Source organism: Nitrososphaera sp. AFS (assembly GCF_009898475.1).
GTDB lineage: Archaea > Thermoproteota > Nitrososphaeria > Nitrososphaerales > Nitrososphaeraceae > Nitrosopolaris.
Genome location: NZ_QURE01000095.1, coordinates 1 through 5,043 on the forward strand (window position 1 = coordinate 1; position 5,043 = coordinate 5,043).

Genomic DNA, 5,043 nt, shown 5'->3' on the forward strand with positions numbered 1-5,043 from the left:
AGGTTCAGCCCCATGATAGATAAGTTTACCTCCGCCAATCTTCTCCAACATAAAATCAGAGGATACAATACTCTCTTTGCTCTTTCTAACTTTTTCCCGGTTAGACTTGTGGAACGAATAGTAATTTAATATATGTTTCCAATACTCACCTAGAGAACTTAGAAATCTTCCGCTATGCCTAGCTCGATGGGGGGAAGCGGAGGCCATCAATCTTGCTCTGTTCATCCACTGTTTGAATGTGTAGGTAGAATGAAATGTAGTAACTATCGGAACCTTGCATAAATTATAAAATGTATCAAGGTTTGTACTAACCTTGCTTGGCTTTTTGGGATCCATATAAAGTCCATATAAGCCCTGTTCATATTGTACGTGAACAATATCAGGACGCAGACTATTAACTATCTTTAGCAGAACTTCTGAATTATTTGGATTTCTAGACGAAATCTCACGATATTCCCCCATTCCATTTACATCACTGACGACAAATACATCTACACCAAGTTTTCTTAGTGAGTTTGATAGGTTATAGGTATATCGGCCAACGCCACCTTTCATTGGTGGGTATTCGGTAGAAACCATTAGTACTTTAGTTCGCTCCAATCTATATTACCTTCTGAAATACTGCACATGTCTATAGATCATCCCTGTATATATCACTTACTCACACTGTGTGGTTATCTATGCATAATTATATCCTAATAATATCAAATAATAAAACTACCTTCAAGCACAATACCGCCCCCATTCAAGTTGATACCATGGCCATAAATGTAAAATTTTAACATGGTCACGGCGTGTGAGTAACTAATAAATATCCCTTTTTACTTAAATAGTAACAGAAAAGTCATAGGAAGTATAATAGATCCTGTGAGGATAAGCTGTCCACCCTCACCTCCCCTATCCCACCAATAGGACTAATTGGGTTGGGGTAGAGTCCTCATAGGCTTCCAATGACTCGATCTTGTTGTGTTAGATGATCGTATTAATTTGAGCATAAATTTAATGATGTCTTCTTTTAATTCCCATGCATTTTATACTGTACTGATCTCCAGTCTATGTAGACCATATTTGACCATTTCCGAAAGTTTTAAGTATGATTTATGCCTTATATAGTATAGGTGATAAATGATTTATGAGCTTCGATATAGAACCATTTGATTGGACTCGCCGATTCTTCGGTGGAGGAGGGAGAGGATTTTTTGAAGATATGTTCAGAGGCTTTGATGAAATGAGGCGACAGATGGAAAGAGAATTCGAAGATATAGGAAAAGATATACCCAAGAATTTGATAAGGGAATATACTACCCCAGAAGGCGCAAAAGTAAGGGAAGTAGGCCCGGTAGTGTATGGATATTCAATGACAGTTGGACCTGATGGCAAACCGCAAGTAAGGGAATTTGGAAATGTCAAGCGGTCAAGGCCTGGATTTGGGGGTATGAGTAGACCTGAAGTAATAGATGAAATAGAGCCTCTAGTGGATGTATCTACTACAGACAAGGAAGTCAAGGTAGTCGTGGAAATGCCAGGAGTCAGCAAAGACAAAATCAAAATCAATGCACATGATAATATAGTAGAAGTTAAAAGTGAAGATCCTCAACGAAAATATCATAGAACCATTGAGATACCAACTGAGACTGATATTGAAACGGCCAAGTCTGCTTACAATAATGGAATATTAGAAGTAACATTCAAGAAAAAGGAGCAAGCTAAAGGCAAAACAATAAAGGTTGAATAATACCTCTTTTTTTAGGTAAACTGTAGTGGTCAAGTTACATCTTTCTTTTTATTGTGCCATTTTAAACATTTATCTATTAGATTATACATGATATTAATGCAAGAGTAAATAGGAACATTGCAGGCCGGCCAACGTTTGTTCCGTTCTTTTGCCTTTTGGCCGGCCTGTTCTAAGTTTACTTGAGGTTTTACAAAGCTACAATAGTGCAAGTATCAATAATAGTCAGCAGTTAGCTAAGTTAGTGTGGACACATAGGAAGTGAATAATTTTATATCCAAAGATGGATACAATATTATTATTGTCTGCCCCGCATGTCAGATAAATCCCCTAAATGTTATCCAACTAGGATAGACTTGTACATAGCATGGCTGCCCATAGTTACAGAACACCCATCTAATTTGATCAGCCATGCAACTTTGGTATTAATGAACAGTTAATTTATACAATCTGCCCAGTTCATACGAATTTGGCTTCTAAATATCTGTACCTATCCAATTAACTTTTTATTTCGGATTTAACTAATATATTGTACTGTATTCAAGTGACAATCCTTCCGAAAAAGAATATGGTAATCAGCTCTGATGGAAATAGTAGCGACTTAGATTCTACAGTGGAATCTGGAATATGTCCCCTTTGTAAGCAACCTAACACAATAATTGCAGATCCTAAATCGACAGATATTGTCTGCAGTAAATGTGGTATGGTGCTATCCGATAATGCAGATACCAGGCTAGAATGGCAAGCCATTGATAAGGACAGGATGCAAGCAAGCACTAGAACTGGTACTGGTACTGGACCCTTACTATCTCTGGCTCGTTATAATATGGGACTATCTACTAGTATTGGAAATAAGGACATAGATGCAAACGAAAATCAAATCAAGCCCACTATGCTTTACACTATGCGAAGACTAAGGACATGGGATTTAAGGACTCAGTCCAATAATTACTACTTTATGGTTGCACTTCGACAATTGGATACACTAAAGGATAAACTTGGGTTGTCTGATGCAATAGTTGAGAAAGCTGCTTACATATTTAGAAAAGCTCATGAAAAAGGAATAATTCGTGGTAGATCTACTATTGCTGTTTTAGCTGCTGTAGTGTATATTGCATGTAGACAAATGGATGCACCACGTACACTAGATGAAATAGCTTTAACTAGCAATATCAAAAGAAAATTAATTTCCAAATGTTATCGAGAGTTAGTGTTTGAACTTGAACTTAGATTACCTGCTATTGATAACAAAAAATGTATTGTTAGAGTTGCAAACAAAGCTAACATAAGCGAGAAGACTAAATACAAAGCCATGAACCTAATGAGTGAGGTAGTCAAGCGAGGTATCAGTACAGGAAAGGATCCAATGGGTTTGGCAGCAGCTGTGCTTTATGCGTCATGTGTTATGAATGGTGAACAAAAGAGTCAGGTTGACCTTGCAAACGCAGCCCAGATTACACAAGTAACAATCAGAAATAGGTTTAAGGATTTAGCCAATCGGCTTGAATTACATAACTAAGTAGCTATCAAGTTGTAATTAGCAGGAAAGAGAATTTTCTTGTAGTTAGCCATATGATAAATAGTAGACTACTATCATGAGATTGCTATACTATACATGCATCTACTATCAGTAATGTAATACAAACATATTACGCCCTTAAGTATTGAAAATATGGCAAAATGTCCTGCATGTAATCACGACTATAACGAAAATGAGCTTGTAAGTCATTTAGAAATGTATGACGTCACAACAAAAGATAACTTGGCCAAATATCTGGCATACCTAAAGCAGCGAATGGATACGCTTGAGGCAGCTCTGCCACGACCTAAACCGGAACCCTAAAATTATTTTTTGTCTGAATTTCAAACAATAATAGGCGGTCCTACTTGAGTTCTTCTTGCAAAAACATTTGCAAGGATTAGGTGCAAAAGATGTGTCATAATGTACACGCCTATTTTGATCCGCTGTCACAAATTCCGATATATGATACAATTTTGAATAAATCTAAGTCAAAGCTAATAGATACCTGCATTTACTTTATTATTGGAGTATCAGCTTCTTAGTATATTCTAATCCTTTAAGTTCTCGTAAGATAGTGTAGATCTGCTGATTTAACTATTCATTCAATATTTATTTGGCAAAGTACTATAACAAGTTGTATAATAGCCTGCTGTCTATCAAAATATATTTATTCAGATTAGTGGTATAAGATAGAATGGCTGAGCGTATCACATGTGAAGTATGTAACAAAGTATTTTTGACGCAGCTAGAGAAAGAAGAACACAAAAAATTGGAACACAAAGAACATCGAGAACCAACTGGTGTTGGCTAGGGGACGGGATTGAAATTATATGACATGAGATCAGGTCATTCAGTCACCCAGTTAGTCATCCAACCACTTCAATCATTGAACAAGCATCAAAATAAAAGTGAATTATATTATACCAAGATTGTTCTTTATTCTTGTAATGCCGAGTCTACAAAAGCATAACCTCGGATCAGAAACTGTTCTTGTTTTGCAAGGCGGTGGATCTCTTGGTGCATATGAATGTGGGGTGTATAAAACACTTGCACGTTATGTCAACTTTGATATTGTTGCAGGTACTTCAATCGGAGCCGTGAATGCTGCAATAATAACCTCTAGATTTCGAGAAGATGCATCACACAAGCTCGAAGACTTTTGGTTAGAGCTTTCTCAGAATATAGGTTGCCCCATTCCATTAATGTTGAGCGATAAGACCAGAAGCATAATGTCAACGATTTTTGCTGCTACATGGGGTAATCCAAAAGCGTTCATCCCTAAATGGCTGAATCCTGAAGGTTTTACATATCCGGAATTAGGATTGCCTTACCCACTATTTGATATTTCACCACTTAAAGAAACTCTTTACAAATATGTCGATTTTAGTCAGCTAAAGAAAAGAAAAAGAAAAAGGGAAGATAACTCTAGGACTCCTAGACTAATTGTAACATGTACAGATTTAAGGACAAGTGAACCTGTTGTCTTTGATACTTTAGTAGACATACACTGCGAATATTTTTATGCAATTCCTAGTGCCTCGCTGGTTCAATGAATTTTTTCTGTGTTGGGCCAGTGAGGATTGATATCAGCAACATGACAATTATAAATCTTCAGATAATTAGATTACATCATATCAAGAACTGAAAGATCCAAAATGATTTAAGTGGCTAAGTAGTATCACCTAAAACTTAGTTTATCCTGCGATGAACCATAATTGAATGAAAAACTGATTCGAATAATTAATCAGTAGACAACATTAACTTAATGACCATCCTGATGTCCGTATGC

The 5,043-nt window shown here is 36.5% G+C and carries 4 protein-coding genes; 3 read left to right on the top strand and 1 reads right to left on the bottom strand.

Annotated elements, in window-relative coordinates:
* Positions 1–600: glycosyltransferase (locus tag DYY65_RS09400; protein WP_236561769.1), on the bottom strand; the 600-nt coding region annotated here is incomplete at its 3' end.
* 532 nt (positions 601–1,132) lie between these two features.
* Between DYY65_RS09400 and hsp20 the strand changes: the two genes are divergently transcribed.
* From hsp20 to DYY65_RS09415, 3 genes are all read left to right on the top strand, one after another.
* Positions 1,133–1,735: an archaeal heat shock protein Hsp20 gene (hsp20, locus tag DYY65_RS09405; protein ID WP_162477706.1), complete on the top strand. Its 603-nt coding sequence runs from the start codon at positions 1,133–1,135 to the stop codon at positions 1,733–1,735.
* A 565-nt stretch (positions 1,736–2,300) separates the two neighbouring features.
* Positions 2,301–3,251: a transcription initiation factor IIB gene (locus DYY65_RS09410; protein WP_162477708.1), complete on the top strand. Its 951-nt coding sequence runs from the start codon at positions 2,301–2,303 to the stop codon at positions 3,249–3,251.
* Positions 3,252–4,201: 950 nt separating this feature from the next.
* Positions 4,202–4,807, top strand: coding sequence for a patatin-like phospholipase family protein (locus DYY65_RS09415; protein ID WP_162477707.1), 606 nt, complete (start codon positions 4,202–4,204; stop codon positions 4,805–4,807).
* Positions 4,808–5,043 lie beyond the last annotated feature (236 nt).

Bases quoted from the DNA above. Each gene is read 5' to 3' on its own strand.
- hsp20 (WP_162477706.1), top strand. From the start codon at position 1,133: ATGAGCTTCGATATAGAACCATTTGATTGGACTCGCCGATTCTTCGGT.
- DYY65_RS09415 (WP_162477707.1), top strand. From the start codon at position 4,202: ATGCCGAGTCTACAAAAGCATAACCTCGGATCAGAAACTGTTCTTGTT.
- DYY65_RS09410 (WP_162477708.1), top strand. From the start codon at position 2,301: ATGGTAATCAGCTCTGATGGAAATAGTAGCGACTTAGATTCTACAGTG.